This window comes from Hymenobacter nivis (assembly GCF_003149515.1).
GTDB classification, from domain to species: Bacteria; Bacteroidota; Bacteroidia; order Cytophagales; family Hymenobacteraceae; genus Hymenobacter; species Hymenobacter nivis.
This window is the reverse complement of the sequence record NZ_CP029145.1, coordinates 2,165,123-2,180,684: the sequence shown is the minus strand read 5'-3', so window position 1 is coordinate 2,180,684 and position 15,562 is coordinate 2,165,123. Positions and strand designations below refer to the sequence as shown.

General features: G+C 59.1%; 15 protein-coding genes, 3 pseudogenes and 1 riboswitch. Of the genes and pseudogenes, 11 read left to right on the top strand and 7 right to left on the bottom strand.

Features of this window, described 5'->3' with window-relative positions:
• The 4 genes from DDQ68_RS09645 to DDQ68_RS09630 are packed head-to-tail and all read right to left on the bottom strand — an operon-like array spanning position 1 to position 2,918.
• Positions 1 to 939 (bottom strand): sirohydrochlorin chelatase, encoded by a 939-nt coding sequence (locus DDQ68_RS09645; RefSeq protein ID WP_109656101.1) that lies wholly within the window; start codon positions 937 to 939, stop codon positions 1 to 3.
• Positions 940 to 946: 7 nt separating this feature from the next.
• Positions 947 to 1,732: a uroporphyrinogen-III C-methyltransferase gene (gene cobA / locus DDQ68_RS09640; RefSeq protein ID WP_211320258.1), complete on the bottom strand. Its 786-nt coding sequence runs from the start codon at positions 1,730 to 1,732 to the stop codon at positions 947 to 949.
• Positions 1,719 to 2,567: an NAD-dependent epimerase/dehydratase family protein gene (locus tag DDQ68_RS09635; RefSeq protein WP_162549993.1), complete on the bottom strand. Its 849-nt coding sequence runs from the start codon at positions 2,565 to 2,567 to the stop codon at positions 1,719 to 1,721. Before DDQ68_RS09635 ends, cobA begins: the two co-directional genes overlap by 14 nt.
• A 45-nt stretch (positions 2,568 to 2,612) precedes the next feature.
• On the bottom strand, positions 2,613 to 2,918 hold the full coding sequence (locus DDQ68_RS09630; RefSeq protein WP_109656099.1) for a (2Fe-2S) ferredoxin domain-containing protein: 306 nt from the start codon (positions 2,916 to 2,918) through the stop codon (positions 2,613 to 2,615).
• A 123-nt stretch (positions 2,919 to 3,041) separates the two neighbouring features.
• Positions 3,042 to 3,233: riboswitch (cobalamin riboswitch) on the bottom strand.
• Positions 3,234 to 3,430: 197 nt separating this feature from the next.
• On the opposite strand from DDQ68_RS09630, the gene DDQ68_RS09625 reads away from it, so the two are divergent.
• Positions 3,431 to 3,676, top strand: a complete 246-nt coding sequence (locus DDQ68_RS09625; protein WP_162549992.1) for a transposase-like zinc-binding domain-containing protein — start codon at positions 3,431 to 3,433, stop codon at positions 3,674 to 3,676.
• A gap of 3 nt (positions 3,677 to 3,679) precedes the next feature.
• On the opposite strand, the gene DDQ68_RS09620 is transcribed toward DDQ68_RS09625, so the two are convergent.
• Together DDQ68_RS09620 and DDQ68_RS22775 are read right to left on the bottom strand one after the other, a co-directional pair.
• Positions 3,680 to 4,684 (bottom strand): IS701 family transposase, encoded by a 1,005-nt coding sequence (locus DDQ68_RS09620; protein ID WP_109654788.1) that lies wholly within the window; start codon positions 4,682 to 4,684, stop codon positions 3,680 to 3,682.
• A gap of 102 nt (positions 4,685 to 4,786) precedes the next feature.
• Complete coding sequence (locus tag DDQ68_RS22775; protein ID WP_162549991.1) at positions 4,787 to 4,945, bottom strand: hypothetical protein; 159 nt, start codon at positions 4,943 to 4,945, stop codon at positions 4,787 to 4,789.
• A gap of 180 nt (positions 4,946 to 5,125) precedes the next feature.
• Here DDQ68_RS22775 and DDQ68_RS09615 point away from each other — a divergent pair.
• From DDQ68_RS09615 to DDQ68_RS09565, 10 genes and pseudogenes are all read left to right on the top strand, one after another.
• Positions 5,126 to 6,091, top strand: a pseudogene (locus DDQ68_RS09615) (IS481 family transposase).
• 64 nt (positions 6,092 to 6,155) lie between these two features.
• Entirely contained in the window at positions 6,156 to 6,644 is a 489-nt protein-coding gene (locus DDQ68_RS09610; RefSeq protein WP_109656097.1) for an ISAs1 family transposase, read from the top strand.
• A gap of 19 nt (positions 6,645 to 6,663) precedes the next feature.
• Entirely contained in the window at positions 6,664 to 7,059 is a 396-nt protein-coding gene (locus DDQ68_RS24745; protein WP_109656096.1) for an IS1 family transposase, read from the top strand.
• Positions 7,059 to 7,130, top strand: a pseudogene (locus DDQ68_RS24740) (hypothetical protein); the annotation flags it as partial. The gene DDQ68_RS24745 and the pseudogene DDQ68_RS24740, both read left to right, overlap by 1 nt.
• A 49-nt stretch (positions 7,131 to 7,179) precedes the next feature.
• Positions 7,180 to 7,374 carry an IS1 family transposase gene (locus tag DDQ68_RS24735; RefSeq protein WP_109656094.1) on the top strand — a complete coding sequence of 65 codons (195 nt, stop codon included), beginning with the start codon at positions 7,180 to 7,182 and terminating at the stop codon, positions 7,372 to 7,374.
• Positions 7,375 to 7,419: 45 nt separating this feature from the next.
• A pseudogene (locus DDQ68_RS24965) lies at positions 7,420 to 8,421 on the top strand (IS701 family transposase).
• Between the two features lie 208 nt (positions 8,422 to 8,629).
• Positions 8,630 to 10,159, top strand: coding sequence for a proton-conducting transporter transmembrane domain-containing protein (locus DDQ68_RS09585; RefSeq protein ID WP_170121921.1), 1,530 nt, complete (start codon positions 8,630 to 8,632; stop codon positions 10,157 to 10,159).
• 30 nt (positions 10,160 to 10,189) lie between these two features.
• Positions 10,190 to 12,439, top strand: coding sequence for a DUF2309 domain-containing protein (locus DDQ68_RS09580; RefSeq protein ID WP_109656093.1), 2,250 nt, complete (start codon positions 10,190 to 10,192; stop codon positions 12,437 to 12,439).
• A gap of 497 nt (positions 12,440 to 12,936) precedes the next feature.
• On the top strand, positions 12,937 to 13,860 hold the full coding sequence (locus tag DDQ68_RS09570; RefSeq protein WP_109656091.1) for a LysR family transcriptional regulator: 924 nt from the start codon (positions 12,937 to 12,939) through the stop codon (positions 13,858 to 13,860).
• A 199-nt stretch (positions 13,861 to 14,059) separates the two neighbouring features.
• A complete protein-coding gene (locus DDQ68_RS09565) occupies positions 14,060 to 14,527 on the top strand; it encodes an acyltransferase family protein (RefSeq protein ID WP_109656090.1) in 468 nt (155 codons plus the stop codon).
• A gap of 128 nt (positions 14,528 to 14,655) precedes the next feature.
• On the opposite strand, the gene DDQ68_RS09560 is transcribed toward DDQ68_RS09565, so the two are convergent.
• Positions 14,656 to 15,537 (bottom strand): IS3 family transposase, encoded by an 882-nt coding sequence (locus tag DDQ68_RS09560; RefSeq protein WP_245897434.1) that lies wholly within the window; start codon positions 15,535 to 15,537, stop codon positions 14,656 to 14,658.
• Between the last annotated feature and the right edge of the window lie 25 nt (positions 15,538 to 15,562).

Sequence of the window (15,562 nt, the reverse complement as noted above, 5' to 3'; positions counted from 1 at the left end):
CTAGATGCCGAGCAGGTTTTTGAGTTGCGGCAGCAGCCCTTTTTTAGCCCCTATTTTCTGCTCTTCCTCGAAGAGAATACCCTTCACATTGAGGTGGTGGCCGGTTTGCTCTTTGCCTACTTCGTCTTCAAAACCAATCATTTGAATGCGGTACTTGCAGAGCTGGCAGTTCATGTTGGGGCTGCCAAACTCCACCTCGTTGATGCGCTCGTCCACGGCTCGCAGCAGCAATTCGTCGCTGCCAAAGGAAGTGGTGCAGACATATTCCTTGGCTGAGGCGGCCTGGTGCGCCTCCACCTGGCTATAGATTCGCTTGAGCAGCACGCCGGTGAAGAGGAACACCGGGAGCACTATCACCCGCCGGTAGGGCAAGCTCTCGACCAGCGGCAGCGTGTCGGCCAGCAGCGGTTTGGTCACGCCCACGTAGGCGGTGGTAGCGAAGCCGAAGCCCAGGCCCTCCCAGATGAGGCGCGTGAGCTTGGCGACTTCCGAGTTGGCGTCGGGGTCGTTGGTGCCGCGGCCCACCAGCAGCAGGCAGCACTCTTCGCGGGGCACGGGCGGGAGGCCGGCCTCGGCCTGCTCCACCATCTGGCGGGCTAGCTGCAGGAGCGGGGCCGAGATGCCCAGGTGCCGGCCCAGCGTGATTTTCAGGTCCGGGTACTGCTGTTGCAGCGAGTTCATCTCGAACGGAATGTCGTTCTTGGCGTGGCCGCCGGCGAATAGAATAGCCGGGATGGCCGTGATGTTGCGCACGCCCTGCTGGTACATCCGCTCGACGGCGGCGGCGTAAATGGGGTGGGCAAACTCCAAAAAGCCGTAGTCGATGACCCGGTCGGGGTAGCGCGGCACGAGGCCGGCCACCAGCTCCTGAAAGCCCGCGGTACCTGCTTTATCCCGGCTGCCGTGCCCACAAATCAGAATGCCTTGTTTGGTTGCCATGAGTTAGTTAGCTTAAAGAATGAAGGTGGGCCGCCGCCTCATCGAGCGAGCAGGCGTACTTACCGATGATGAACACCACCGGCATGGGCAGGGCGGCCTGGGCCAGCGCCGCCTCAATATCCGGCAGCAGGGCCGTCACCAGTCTTTGCTGCGAACCCGACACGTGTGAGATGGCCGATACGTAGACCGCGTCCGGACCGACCGCCGCTTGCAGCTTTGCCACTACCTGCGGCATATTGCTCAGGCCCATGTACATCACCAGGGTGGTGCCCGTGCGCAGCATGTTGGCCAGCGCGTCGAGCTGCTCAAAATCGTAATTGGCCGTGTGCGCCGTGCACAGCAGCACCGCGTTGCTGTGGTTGCGCTCGGTAACCGGGATGTGCACCAGGCTGGCCGCCGCCAGGCCCGCCGTGAGCCCCGGCACTACCTCGTAGGGCACCTGCTGCGCCGTCAGATACCGGATTTCCTCCGCTGCCCGCCCGAAGATGAAGGGGTCGCCGGACTTCAGTCGAACCACGCGCTTGCCCTGCCGGGCATACGCCACCATTGCTTCGTTTATTTCCTGCTGCCGCTGCCGGGGGTCTACGTGGTCGCCGTATTTTTTGCCCGAATAAATGAGCGTGGCGTCAGGGGCACACAGGGCCATTACCTCCGCCGAAACGAGGTTGTCGTAGAGCACCACATCGGCCTGCCCCAACCGGCGCAGGGCCCGCACCGTGAGCAAGTCGGCGGCTCCGGGCCCGGCTCCGACAATGCTTACCAGGGGCGCAGAGGTATCGTTAGAGGATGTCACGCGCGGGTTGCTCAAAAATGGCTAACGGGTTGGGAAATAGAAACTGGTAATTCAGCCGGGCTTTTAGTTTCTCGGAGCTTACTACTTTGTGGGGTTGCGGCTGGACGGGTCCCATATCGGGCAGCGTAAAGTCCCGGGCTCGGGCCGCCGCGGCGTAGTAAGCCCGCCGCGTGGGATGAGCGTCGGCACTGGCATTAAATACCTCCCCCCAGGCCTGCTGGCGTACGATTTCGTGGATGATGCGCACGCAGTCGTCGCGGTGAATCACATTCATGGGCGTATCGATGGCCCGGCGGCGGCGCTCGATGGCCGCCGCACTATCCGGCAGCCGGTCGTAGCCGATTAACCCGCCAAACCGCAGCACCGTGGTGCGGAACGCCGGTTCCCGCTGGAGTAGCTGTTCGAGTTGATACACCACCATGCCGCCCGGCTTAGTCGGTGCCGGCGCAATATCCTCGGTAGCAAGTTGCTCATTATCACCGTAAACTGAAGTGGAGCTGATGTACAGTACCTGCCGCACCCCGCTGGCCCGCGCCCGCTCGATGAGTCGCTCGAATTGCGCCAGCTGCTCGTCCTTGGGTTTGCCCGGTTGGGGCGGCACCGTAATAAGGAGCGTCGGCGCGTGCCAGAAAGGGCTGTCAGACAAGGCGTTTCCTGCTGCCAGCTCGATGGCAAAAGCGTTCAACCCCAACCGGCTCACTTCCGATACGCCAGCGGCACTGGTGCGGGAAACGCACATCTCATAACCATGCACTTGCAGGTACTGGGCCAGGGGAAGGCCCAGCCAGCCGCCGCCCAGCACGCTGATGGGCTGATGGGCTGATTGGGAAAGCAAGGGAAGGGGGGAAATAGAAGACATAAGTGCGCGCCGTGTCGCTGGTCAACCCTGATACAAAACCGATTCCGCCAGTAGCTCCCCGGCCAGTAGATGGTCCGCTACCAACGCCGCTGCCTTGTCGGCCGTGAGGTGCTGGTACCAAGTGCCCTCGGGATGAATGAAGACCACCGGGCCGTGCAGGCACTGGTCAGTGCACTGGGTCCGGACCGTGTGCAGCTGGCCCTTGGCCCCTGCCTGCACAATGGCCGCCCGAATGTGCGTGGTCGTATCCGCCGCCCCTTTTTTCAGGCAAGAGTCGCCATTGCAGATAAAGGCAATGCGCTGAACGGTGGAAAGGTCTTTTGCCATGAGCAGTAGCAACTAAGCCAGCCCGATTAGGAAGCTGGCCCGCCACCGGGCAAAAGGAACGAGCAACCAGCAGTCTCTGCGGTACTAAACTGGTAACCCACAGCTTTTCTCCCGAAAGCAAGGTGGAGGTAATGCTGACTGGCAGGTCTTCTGGCTCGTTCAACAACTGAGGCCTTCCCATAGCCGGCGCTACAGTGACATCTATTCTCAGGTGCGGGGCTGAACTTACAGCAGCGGGAACTGCTCCGGATTTACACCGGATTCCCTTTTAAGGGCATTCGCAAGCGAATGCACACCAATCAACGGCGCAAAGGTAGGGTTGCCCCGACCATTTAGCCGTATTTGCCCTCCTTCCCCCAGACTAACCGCACTATGTGCATCGGGGTAAATTTGCGGCTCACGTCATTGGTTTGATGTCACTACCCACCTGCTTAGCCGACGTACCGGGCTTTCGTCGGCAGAATAAAAACTTTGGCGGTGGTCTATTGGAGAGTGAAGCAGTAAATTAGGGCATGGTTTATACGCAACATTTGTGTGCCCGCTACGGCAGCGAACACATCCGCCGCAACGGCACGCAGGGCGGCCAGCCCAAATACCAGTGCAAAGCGTGCGGGTACCAAGCGCGGTTTGTGCCGGCGGCGCTCGCCAAAGCGGCGCAGTACGCCCAGGTCGAAGCCTTGCTCACCGAACGGAATTCCCAGCGTAGCATCGTGCGCGCCACCGGCGTGGCGCGGATGACCATCGCCAGGCTAATATAGGACTTACGCAAACGCGAGCGAAGGCTGGCGTAATTCATGTCGCATATACTCATCCAAAAAGCCTTGTTTGAGCTGATAGACGGTTTGTTTGGTTTGGTAGGCGGCTTGTTTAAGGCAGGTCCAAGCGCGCACGGCCAGGGCAATATGATTGCGCTGACTGCGGGCCAGCCGGCACTGGCAGGCCTGCACGCCGGTGAGTTGCTTGAGTTCGCGGTGAAACTGCTCAATCGTCCAGCGGACGCTGCTTTCGTGTTCGGCAGCGGCCGTGTGCAAGGGCTCAACCTCGTTGGTGAGGAGGTAGTCCGTCCGGTGGGTGGACACCAGTACGCGGAAGAGTTTCAGTTTGCAATCTTTGGGCATGCCCTTCACTTTCAGGATTTTGCCAGCTTCTACTTCGGCGGCCGACCAGCACAGGCAGGCCACGGGCTGGTAGGGCTGCTGGCCGCCGGAATCATCGACGAGCCGGTTGCTTTTCAGCGGGCAGTAAAATGTTTTGCCTTCGTCCAGCAGCCACTTGAACAGGGCCGTGGTGGCGTACCAGCTATCCATGAGCACCGTGCGGTATGGGATACTGCGCGGGGCCAATTGCCCGAGCATGTCGGCCACATGGTCGAGCTTGGTCTTGCCGTCGGTGTCGGGGGCGAAAAGGCGGTAGTCAATGAGCCAGAACTGGTCGGTTTCGGGGTTGACGTACACACACGTCACCAGGCCGATGCCGGCAATCACGCCGTGGGCGTTGCCGCTGTACTGGCGGCGTACGAGTTCGATGCGCCGGCTGTGGTGCTTGTCGAGCACCGTGTCGTCAAACAGGACGTAGCCCCGCGCGCTGAGCATCACCTGTGGGCGTACTTGCTGCCAGAGCTGGCGGGGGGTGAAACGCCGGGTTTTGAGAAAATAGCGCACGTTGTCGTGCGAGAGGCCCTCCAGATGCTCGGCCAGATACGTCCCCGTGTAGTTGACCTGGCTGCTCACCAAAAACTGCCCGTACAGTTGTGCCGTCACTTTCATGGCTTTTCCTTTCAAGTTACACTTTTTGCGTAAGTCCTATGTAATTGATAATTATAACCTCACTCTTCAATAGACCACTACCAAAACTTTCGCCATAAATTACTAAACATACTTGTTATCAGCATCATAGCCGTGATGAGTGGGGCCGATGATTTTGAGGAAATCGCCTAGTTTGGCCAGTAGAAAGAGGCCGTCTTCCGGCGCTACCGCTGCCTGGACAACGGCATTCCGTCCGACGATACCTTTCGACGGGTCTTTCAAGGCTTGGACGCGGCAGTTGCTACCAGCCGACCAAATCGGTCAGGTCTGCATCGATGGCAAAACACTGCGCGGCGCCGGCCCGCGGGCCTTGCACCTGGTCCCGACCGTGGCGCAACTGGCTAGGTGTATAGTCCCAGGGGATGGGAAAGGGGACTTTTGTCGTAGCTTTCAGGCAACTCTATGGGAAAAGTACCACACGGCTGCGCCACCACAACGCCGGCAACTCGGCGCCTTATCCAGCAAAGTACAGAAGGCGTACAAACGCTAGCCAAGCGCCTGGGCTTGACCCAGGGCACCGTGCGCAAGTGGCGGCGGCGTACCAGTACGGAAGAGGCTGTGCGCGGCCCCAAACCGGCCTCCACCGTGCTCACTCCCGTGGAAGAGGCGGCTATCGTGCTCTTCCGCCAGCACACGCTGCTGCCACTCGATGACTGCCTCTATGCCTTGCAGGAGACGCTTCCGCACCTGAGCCGCTCGGCCCTGCACCGCTGCTTCCAACGCCACGGCATCAGCCGCTTACCCCCGGCCGACGAGCCGGCAGCTGGGGCGGGTAAGGCGCTGTTTAAGGCCTACGAGCTGGGCTACCTGCACGTGGATTTTGCCGAAGTCCAGACGGAAGAAGGCAAGCAGTATTTGTTTGTGGCCATTGACCGCACCAGCAAGCTGGCCTTCGCTGAGTTACAGCCACAGGCCACGCAGGCCATCGCCACGGACTTTTTGCGCCGGGTCTTGCCGCAGATTCCCTACAAGGTGCATAAGCTATTGACAGACAACGGTATTCAATTCTGAAACTTGCCGCATCATACGAAAGTTGGTCGCCATCCGTTCGGCCAGCTCTGCGACGAGTGGGGCATCGAGCAGCGCTTTACCAAGCCCGCTCACCCCTGGACCAATGGGCAGGTGGAGCGGATGAACCGGACGGTGAAGGAAGCCACGATTAAGCAGTTTCACTACGAGACGAGCGCGCAGTTGGCCAGTCACTTACAAGCCTTTTTGCTGGCTTACAACTACGCCAAGCGGCTCAAGCGCTTGAAGGGCCTGACCCCGCACGAATTTATCTGTGCGGAATGGCGAAAAAATCCTACTATCTTTCATCGCGACCCAACCAAAAAACCCCTTCCCCATACACCGGGACCATACACCTAGGGCTTGAGCCTGGCCCAGGTAGCCACGGCGGGCAAAGGACAGAAACGGGCCCGCCAGCCCCGATGTGCCGACCCTGCTCTACGTGCGCGGCTGCCTCGTCAGTTTCGATGCGCTCAGGTGTCAGCCGGTCATTGCGGCCCAAATCAGCCACCAAGGCGGCGATCACCGGCTGGCCCTCCAGGGCAATCAGGCTACACTGTTGGCCGCAGCCGAACGCGCCCTGGCCCAGGTGTCCGCCCGGCAGACGCTCGAATCCTGGAGTCTGGCCTCCCACAACACCCCGCTCTGCACGCACGTCGGCGTGCAAACCGACTTACGCTGGGTCGATGAGCAAAGCCGCTGGCCGGGGCTGGCCGCCCTGGACCGGGTCGAAACCACCCGCTATTCCGCAGACGAACCGCCCCAGCCGCAGGCTGTGCGCTATTACCCGAGCAGCCGCGCCACCCTTAAGCCCGCCCAGGCCACAGCCGCCATACGCTACCACTGGGCCATCGAAAACAAGTTCCACTGGCACCTGGATGTTACGCTAGGCGGTCGTGTGTTGAGTATGTAGAGAGGGCATATCTTTTGGGATGGTTTTAGAACCCGTTCTCTGCCCGTCCTGTCAGCAACCGGATGCCGTCTATCGGCACGGCAAAGCCACCGATGGCACCCAGCGCTACCGCTGCACGGCCTGCCGCCGCACCTTTCAACTACGCTACCGCCATAAAGTGCATGCGGTGGGCGTGCGGGCTAAAATCATGGACATGGCCCGGAATGGCAGCGGGATACGGGATACAGCCAGGGTGTTGGGCATCCGTCCTCAAACCGGGATGGGCGAGCTAAAAAAAAGATTGAAGCCGGAAGGCACTGCCCCCCGTGCCATCCCACTTACGCGCCGGAGCCGGGAGCTAACTTGGGGCAGTATGCCGACGAGAGGTGGTCGGTTGTACGCGACAAAAAGCAGCAGCGCTGGCTCTGGTGGGTAGAAGATGCGGCGAGAGGGCAAGTCGTGGCGTTTGTGTTTGGGCGGCGTACCCACGCCACGTTTCGGCGGTTATTGGCCGTGCTGGCAGCGGCCGGCTGGGCCGTGGAAACCTGGTTTACCGATGCCTGGGGGCCTTGCCTGTTTGCCCGCCGAGCAGCGCCAAACAGGCAAGGCCCCCAGGCAACGGCTGGAACGCAAGCACTTGCCCTTGCGCACCCGTCTCAAACGACTGACGCGCCGGAAGAATTGCTTCTCTAAAAAACAATTCTTTCACGACGGCCTGATTACCTTATTCATCTTCCATTTCTTCTTTTAATAGGACTTACGCACTTTGAGGTAATTTAGGCAAAAACGTACGCTTATGCTCACTCAAACCACTTACATCGAGTACCTGCTCAGTACGCCTACGAACTACACCTGTACGCATCTGACGGCCCATTTGCCCGACGTGAGCCACGACCAGGTGAATCGGTTTTTGCGTACGAGCAAGCTACCGGTCAACTAGTTGCGCGAGCTGGTTCTGCCCTTGCTCCGCGACTCCCCCGCGGCCTTTTTGCTCGTGGACGACAGCGTGCAAGACAAGCGTTATGGCCGCTTCATCGCCGTGGCCAAGCGCCAGTACGCGGGCAACGCGCACGGCATGGTCACGGGCATCGGGCTGGTCAACCTCGTGCACAGCAGCGGCGAGGCCGGTGATTTTCTGCCCCTGGACTACTGCGTATACGCGCCCGATGCCGACGGACAGACGAAAAACGACCATTTCCTAGCCATATTTGACCAGGTAGTGGCCGAAGACAAGCTGCTGGCCCGCACGATTTTATTCGATTCCTGGTACGCGGGCAGCACGAATTTGAAGCGCATCCACCGCGCGGGTTGGACATTTTTCACAACCCTGAAAAGCAACCGGTTGGTGAGCCGGGCCAAGGAAAGTGGCTACCAAGGCCTTGATACGCGCGAACCGCCGCCCCACGGGTGGAGCCAGGGCGTGGAAGTACGCCTAAAAGAAGTGCCCTTTGGGGTAAAGCGCTTCAAGCTAGTGGCCACAAACGGCGACATGGAATGGGTCATGACCAACCACTTGGCCGCGTACCTGACCCGTGAAATAGTCATTGAGGCCGTGCAGCTACGCTGACAGATAGAGAAGTTTCACCGCAGCTTCAAGCAACTGACCGGATCGGAGAAATGCCAGTGCCGCAAGGCCACGGTACAGCGCAACCATTTGACTTGTTGCTATTTGGCGTGGGTGTCGCTCCACCAACACGCCCGCCGGATGGGGCAAAGTATTTACCAAGCACACCAACAGCAATGGGCACCCTACCTGCGGCACTTGCTCCAAAAACCGCTCATTCAAGCACTTGCGTAGCCGAGTGCGTAAGTCCTATTTAACTATCTACACCCCTAACACACGACCCAAACTTTTAACCAGGGCCGTAGTTGGTGAGAGCTGTACTTCATAAAAATTATTTATGTTAACCATAAACTATATAAATTTTCATTAATACTTATTTGCCTGCACTTTTGCGCCACGTTTTTCGGCAATCAGCCCAAAAACATACCTCATCAGTGCCTATATGCATTTTCTCTTTCTATCAATACTTCCCTACATCCTCATTATCGGCCTGCCGCTGGCGGGGGCCATTGTAAACGAGTTATTTTTCAGAACAGAGCCGATTCGGGGTGCGCGGCTGACTACTGCCGCTGTCTGGTCGGGCGGACTGCTGGCCGTGTTGGCCCTGATCGATACCACGCTGAATCCGGGCAGGGTCAACGTAGCCGGGTTTCAGGGCGACGCGCTTGCCTGGCTGATGGCCACGCTTGTGTTGCTGGTCAGTGGCATTATCCATCAGTTTTCGCTGCGCTACATGGCTGGCGACCGAGCCTACCACCGCTACTATGTTAATCTTTCGTTGGTGACGGCCAGTGCGCTGCTGCTGGTTACGGCCGACCATCTGTTGCTACTGCTGGTGGGTTGGGGGCTGAGTAACGGGCTGCTGGTGCGGCTGATTGTTCACAAGAGCACTTGGAAAGCATCCGTCGAGTCAGGGAAGTTAGCCATGAAGACGTTTGTAGCCGGCTTTTTGTGCTTATCGGTGGCGGTGGCCCTGCTGTGGCAGGTAAGCGGTACTGTATACCTGCACCAACTGGTGCAGATTGAGTTGACGGCCGCTTCGTCGTGGCCGGTCACGGTGGCCCTGCTGCTCATTATTATCGGAGCCATGACCCAGTCGGCCCAATGGCCCTTCCAGCGGTGGCTCATCAGCTCCCTCAATTCACCCACGCCGGTGTCGGCCCTAATGCACGCCGGACTTGTCAGCGGGGGTGGCCTGCTGCTCGCCCGCTTTGCTCCACTCTATCTGGCGCGGCCCGAATTGCTCCAAGTGCTGCTGGTCGTGGGCGGCCTGACCGCCGTGACCGGCACGGCCTGGAAACTGATTCAGAACGACATAAAACGGATGCTGGCCTGCTCGACGATTGGACAGATGGGTTTTATGTTTATGCAGTGTGGCCTGGGCCTGTTTCCGGCGGCCATCGCCCACATTTGCTGGCATGGCCTGTTCAAAGCGTTTCTATTCCTCAATACGGGCTCGGCGGTGGAGGGAAACCGGAAACCGACCCCGGTCCAGTCGGGTGGTTGGCCTGTTTGGCTGCTGGCCGGCTGTTGCGGCTTGGCTGGTGCCTACAGCTTTGCGACCATGAGCCACCTCGCTGTTGCCGTTGCTGATACGACACTGCTACTAACCGGTTTTGCGTTCATCGCGGCTACCCAGACAGCCTACACCGTCCTGCAATCGGGTTCGCTGACCAGCCGGATTATTCCCGCCATTGCGTTGACGCTACTGGCGGGCGCGCTGTATGGTCTCAGCGTGCGGACGATCGAATCGTTGCTCACCCCCCTGGCTATCTGGTCTCCCCAGCCGCTGACGGCCCTGCATCTAATCGTTTTTGGGGTATTTTCCCTCACCTGGCTCCCTATCCCCCTGAAACTGCCGGTTACCGGGCAAACATCCCGTGTCTGGCAAAGGCTCTATGTTAGGGCGCTCAACGGCAGCCAGCCCCATCCGCGCACCACCACGCCCACCCGAAACAGCTACCACTACTAACCATCGATACCTCCCCCGTACGCACCCCGAATGGAAGCCCCGTTTAAGTCCCCCCCGCAGGTCAGCACCCCCACCCTGATTCGTGAACAAGTCGAGCAGGCGGCCCGGATTCTCTCGCCGGTATGGCCCCTGAAAACGTTTATTGCCTGCAACCCGCTCCAGGGATTGGAAAACCTGCCCTTCGACGAAGCCGTTGCCCAGGCCGCCAGGCTGTTTCAGGGCTGCGATACCCGGCCCGAAGCCGAAGCCGTCAACCGGCAGCTCATCAAATGGTGCCTCGCTTTTCTGGACGAAGGGCAGGCCACCCTGCTGATGCCCAACCGAAGCCTGGGTTTTTATGGCGCCTGGAAACGATTAGCGCTATTTGATAATCAACTGCACCAAGGCAACGTAGCGCACCAGAACTGGCTGTCGGCCCTGCCGGATGAGCCGGAAGAGGCAATAGTACGCTGTCTGGAAAAATTGGCCGTGCCCGCCGCCGACCAGCACCAGTTTCTGACCCACGCGCTGACCCAATTGCCCGGCTGGGCAGGTTACGTTCACTGGCGGGATTGCTGGCAACAACCGGTTGCCAACCCGGTAAACCCCATCACCGTGCTGGAGTTTCTGGCGGTGCGCCTGGTGATTACCTGCCTGCTCTGGCCCACGGCCATCCACCACCTGGCCACGTTGACCGTGGCGGATGGGCGGGTGGCTGCTACCCTGGCCAAACTAAAACAGGACGAGGCAACCTATCAACAAACCTTGCTCGGGCAGGTATTGCCGCACCTCAACCAGCTCGTAGCCACGCCGCCGCGGCCCGACGCGCAATTGGCTTTCTGCATCGATGTCCGGTCGGAGCCATTCCGTCGCCGACTGGAGACCTTGGGTAACTACGAAACGCTGGGGTTTGCCGGATTTTTTGGTTTGCCCGTGCGGGTGCACGAGCCTGCCGACGGAGCCGTGTACGACAGTTGCCCGGTACTACTCAAACCAAGCCATGACATCTACCAGAAACTCGTTTCCAATCGTCCGGTCGATTTGGCCCGCTTCTGGCGGGGCAACCGGGCATTGCAAACGATAAAGTCGATGTACAACACCCTCAAATACAACTTTGTAACGCCCTTTGCCCTGGTCGAAACGCTCGGGGCGGCCTGTGGTCTGCTGATGCTGGGACGGACGCTGACCCCTACGCGAAGCGTCCGCACCCGACATGCGCTGAACGAAGCCATCCGGCCCGGCCTGCCTACCGAGCCTGACTTGACGGGGGCACCTGGTAACACCGGCATTAGCCCAACCGAGCAGGCGCAGTATGCCGAAGGGGCCTTGCGGCTCATGGGCCTCACCGACAACTTCGGGAAATTGGTCATCTTCTGCGGGCATGGCAGCACCACCCAAAACAACCCATACCGTTCTGCGCTCGATTGCGGGGCCTGCGGGGGTAACCACGGCGGCACCAACGCCCAGCTACTGGCCTTGATGCTAAATGCACCGTTTGTCCGGCAAACGCTGGCCGGGCAAGGAATCCACATTCCGGCCGACACGCTGTTTATGGCCGCCGAACACAACACCACGACCGATGAAATGGTGCTGTACGAAACCCCGCAGTTGGCAAGTCTTCACCAGCCCCTCATCGACCCGCTTCGGCGGGCCCTGGCCAGCGTCAGAACCGCCAACAGCGCGGCCCGCTGTGAGACCTTTGGCGAACTGGAAAAAGAACGTAATCCCGTAAGTGCCACCGAGCGACGTAGCAGCGACTGGGCCGAAGCTCGCCCGGAATGGGGATTGGCCCGCAATGCCGCCTTTATTGTTGGGGCCCGCCGGTTGACGCAGGCCCTCGACCTGGAGGGCCGCTGTTTTCTACACTCCTACGACTGGCGGGCCGACCACACCCACAGCCACCTGGAAACGATTCTGACGGCACCGATGGTAGTGGCACAGTGGATTAATACACAGTACCTGTTCTCCACGCTTGACCCCGTTGCCTACGGTAGTGGTAGCAAGATAACGCACAATGTGGCCGGGAAGCTGGGGGTGATGCAGGGAAACGCCAGTGATTTGATGCACGGTCTGCCGGTGCAGTCCGTTTCAAGCGCCGACGATCAGGCTTACCACACCCCGCAACGCCTGCTAACCGTAGTGGTCGCTCCCCGTGCAGCCCTCGACCTGGTTATTGGGCGGCAACCCATCTTACAGAAACTGTTTTTTAACCAGTGGGTGCATCTAGTCGCCCTCGATCCGCTGGAAAACAAAGCCTTTTGCTTAACTGGCGACGAATGCTGGCAGGAGGTGATCGGTTGATAATTCCACTTTTCCGGTTTCGGTTAGTCATTAGCCGGATACAAAAAAGGGCGGTGGTCTAATTCAAGGTGGTATTGTACCGGTTAATTACAATTTTAGGCGGTGGTCCAAACCGTGGTGATGGCATTATTTGGCTCCTGCGGTAAAAGATGTGCCAGCAAGCAGTTAAAGCCCTTTTTGGCGGGCGACGAGAGCGCCTGCTCACCACGCTTTGGATCACCGCCCAATTTTAATCCGGGCGATGCTGCGCTGCGAGTTGCGCTCGCTCAGCAGTTCGTCAACCTGCGCATACTGCACCGCTTTGGCCACAGCGGCGGGGGTAAAGCGGGCTTGGTGCCCGCAGCCCTGGCATTGGTATTTGGCATGGCCCCCAGCCCTGCCATTGCGCCGAATATAGTTAGCACGTCCCGCGATTGAGTCCGGGTACTCCAACAAGGGGAGTGGCGGCGCTTATAAATTTTTATTTATATATTTGATACATATCATAACTAGTTTTTATGAACTATACGCTACACCAGCTTGACGTTTTCGCCAAAGTAGCGCACCTACAGAGCGTCACCAAGGCTGCCGAAGCCTTACACCTAACCCAACCGGCGGTGTCTATCCAGTTGAAAAACTTTCAGGACCAGTTCGATATTCCATTGACGGAAATAATCAGTCGACGCCTTTACCTGACCGATTTTGGTCGGGAAATTGCCCAGGCTGCCGAGAAGATTCTCTACGAAGCCCACGCCATCAATGACCGAACGCTGGCGCACAAGGGATTGCTTTACGGAAAGTTGACCCTATCCGTGGTTTCGACGGGTAAATACGTAATGCCCTACTTTTTGTCGGGTTTTATGCAAGCCCACAAGGCCATCGAGCTGGCGATGGATGTGACCAACCGGCAGAAAGTGGTGGATAGCCTGGCTAACAATGAGGTCGATTTTGCGCTGGTGTCCATTTTGCCCGGGCAGTTCAATCTAAATTATCTGGACCTAATGCCGAATAAACTGTACCTGATTGGTCGAAGGTTAGATCAGGCTGAACATACGGATAAAGACCCCCGGTTGCTCGAAACGCTCCCGCTCATTTACCGGGAAGCAGGTTCGGGGACCCGTTCGATGATGGAAACGTTTATTGCCGATCATCAATTGGTGGTGCGCAAGCGGTTGGAACTGACCTCGAACGAAGCCGTCAAGCAGGCACTATTGGCCGGTTTAGGCTATTCCATTATGCCCCTGATTGGCATTCGGAACGAATTACTCAATAACGATTTGCAGATTATCCCGATCCGTGGGTTGCCCCTACAAACCTCGTGGATGCTCACCTGGCACAAAGCCAAACAACTCTCGCCCGTGGCACAGGCCTACTTAACTTATCTTCAAGCGAATAAAGAGTCGACTATTCAGCGATGGTTTGGCTGGTATGAACGCTTTTAGCGACTAACCGCGAGCTTTTCCGCCATTAAGCGGCTAGCGGCCAAAAAGGTACTACGCCGGGTTTACGAGGCGTACCGTAGTTTGGGAGGGCCACCAGTAGGTTTGAGCATCGATTCACCTACTTCCCCATCGGCCATGAGCCCAACCCCTGTCCTCCCGCTCCCCACCGCCCGCCGCTACGACCTCGACTGGGCGGGTATTGGCCTTCACGCTGCTTATCCTCTACTATACCGGCATGGTGTTCGTGGGCTGGAAATTCTACATCATGAGCCACACCAGCAGCCCCGCGCTGGCGCTGCCTATGGAGTTTCTTAACCAGTGGCGTATGCCGTTGCTGTTTGTAATTTCCGGGGTTAGCGTCACCTATGCGCTGGGCCAGCGCACCACCGGCCAGTTTGCCGGCAAGCGGGTACAACGCCTGCTGCCCCTGATTTTCGGCATGGTCATCGTCGTGCTACAGGTCTACTACCAACGCCTGTCGGAAGGGGCCATCTACACCTCCTTGCTCGACTTCTACCCCCACTATTTCAATGGTGCCGCGCCGAGGGGTAATTTCACCTGGAATCACCTCTGGTTCATTGCCTACCTGCTGCCGTTCTTGCTGCTCAGCCTGCCCATCTTCTCCAACTGCGCAAGCCTGCCGCTCAGGCCATCCTCGCCCGCCTGAGCCAGTGGCTGAGCCGGCCTGGTAACGTGCTGGTGTTCGCGTTGCCCCTCGTCCTCCTCCAGCTCGTGCTACGCCCCTACTGGCCCGATACCCACAACCTGGTTTCGGACTGGTTTGAGGTGGTCCGATTACGCTGGGCAGTTTAGGGCATTGAGTTGAAGAAGCTGTTGATGAGTGTGATAGGGCAGTTGATAGCCGATACTGGAGTGTAAACGCTCGTAATTGTAGTAGTCAAAATAGGTGGCCACGCTGGCCTGGGCGTCGGCCAGGTCGGCAAAAACGGGCCGTTCGCGCAGTTCGAGCACCTCCGTTTTGAGGCGCGACCACAAGCTTTCTGCCTGGGCATTGTCGTAGCAATCGCCGCGCCAGCTTTGCGAGCGCACGGCTTGGTGGTCGTGGCGCAACTGCCCGTAGGCGTTGCCGCAGTACTGCCCCCCCCGGTCGGAGTGGACGAGTAGGCCGGGCGTCGCGGGTTGCGCCCAGAAAGCGCGCTGCAAGGCCCTGGTAATGAGCTTCTCCGGCATGGAGGCACTCACCTGCCAGCCCAGCACCTGCTTGCTGGCCATATCCTGGTACGCGCACAGGTACGCCCAGTCGCCGTTAGCCAGGGGCAAATAGGTAATGTCACTGACCCAGACCCGGTTGGCCTGGGTGGGTTTGGGCTGGTCAAGCAGCCGGTTCGGCGCGCAGCGCAGGCCGTGGGTGGAGTCGGTGGTGCGCGGGGTGTAGGCCTTGGGTTGCAGCGCGTGCAGCCCCTGTCGGCGCATGGCCGTGCGCAGGCGCTGGCAGCCCACCCGATAGCCCTGTTGGCGCAGGGCCACCCGCAGCCGGCGGGTGCCGTAGCGGCGTTTGTGGACCCCAAACACCTTGACTAGTGCCGTCTCCCAAGCCGGCTCTGGCTTAGCGACTGCTTGCTGCTGAGCTTGTTGCCAAGCATAGTAGCCGCTGGCAGGTACCTGCACTAATTGGCAGCGCAGGCGCACGGGGTACTGGCCCCGTTGCGCCTCGATAAAGCGGTAACGACTCCTTGGTCCA

Bases quoted from the DNA above. Each gene is read 5' to 3' on its own strand.
- DDQ68_RS09645 (WP_109656101.1), bottom strand. From the start codon at position 939: ATGGCAACCAAACAAGGCATTCTGATTTGTGGGCACGGCAGCCGGGAT.
- DDQ68_RS09630 (WP_109656099.1), bottom strand. From the start codon at position 2,918: ATGGCAAAAGACCTTTCCACCGTTCAGCGCATTGCCTTTATCTGCAAT.
- DDQ68_RS09625 (WP_162549992.1), top strand. From the start codon at position 3,431: ATGGTTTATACGCAACATTTGTGTGCCCGCTACGGCAGCGAACACATC.
- DDQ68_RS09620 (WP_109654788.1), bottom strand. From the start codon at position 4,684: ATGAAAGTGACGGCACAACTGTACGGGCAGTTTTTGGTGAGCAGCCAG.
- DDQ68_RS24745 (WP_109656096.1), top strand. From the start codon at position 6,664: ATGGTTTTAGAACCCGTTCTCTGCCCGTCCTGTCAGCAACCGGATGCC.
- DDQ68_RS24735 (WP_109656094.1), top strand. From the start codon at position 7,180: ATGCCTGGGGGCCTTGCCTGTTTGCCCGCCGAGCAGCGCCAAACAGGC.
- DDQ68_RS09585 (WP_170121921.1), top strand. From the start codon at position 8,630: ATGCATTTTCTCTTTCTATCAATACTTCCCTACATCCTCATTATCGGC.
- DDQ68_RS09580 (WP_109656093.1), top strand. From the start codon at position 10,190: ATGGAAGCCCCGTTTAAGTCCCCCCCGCAGGTCAGCACCCCCACCCTG.
- DDQ68_RS09570 (WP_109656091.1), top strand. From the start codon at position 12,937: ATGAACTATACGCTACACCAGCTTGACGTTTTCGCCAAAGTAGCGCAC.